This is a genomic window from Bartonella sp. OD88NMGDW, assembly GCF_042193775.1.
GTDB lineage: Bacteria > Pseudomonadota > Alphaproteobacteria > Rhizobiales > Rhizobiaceae > Bartonella > Bartonella grahamii.
Map to the genome: position 1 here is coordinate 364 of NZ_JBHIMA010000069.1, position 414 is coordinate 777.

Consider the following 414-nt stretch of genomic DNA (forward strand, 5'->3'; position numbering starts at 1 on the left):
TAATTTATAGGTTGGTTCAGTTCCTTCTAAGACATCGGCTCCACCACCTAAATATTTCGAGGCATTCTCAGCAACTGTCTGAAGATCATCACTGACACCCTTCACATTCTCATTCGTTGCATAAAGCTGAGAACCTGTTACTGCATCATTTGAGCCTTTGGCAAGAGTTCCATCCTTAACACCCGAAAGCGTACGGTTCTCACCAGACTTATTCGCTATGTTGATTTCACTACCTGCAACGGCTGAACCAATCGTTATGCGCTTGGTGTCAGCATCTTGCTGAACTAGGCTCTTTTCATTGGCTTGAGAGATTGCTTCATCAACCTTCTTTCCAACAACATCATCAACCTTATCACCTATAATATCAGCAACTTTATCGCCAATAACATCATTCACTTTTTCCGTAATCTGGTT

The 414-nt window shown here is 42.0% G+C and carries 1 pseudogene; it reads right to left on the minus strand.

From position 1 onward, the window contains the following. A pseudogene (locus ACFIJR_RS09135) lies at positions 1-396 on the minus strand (hypothetical protein); the annotation flags it as partial. Positions 397-414 lie beyond the last annotated feature (18 nt).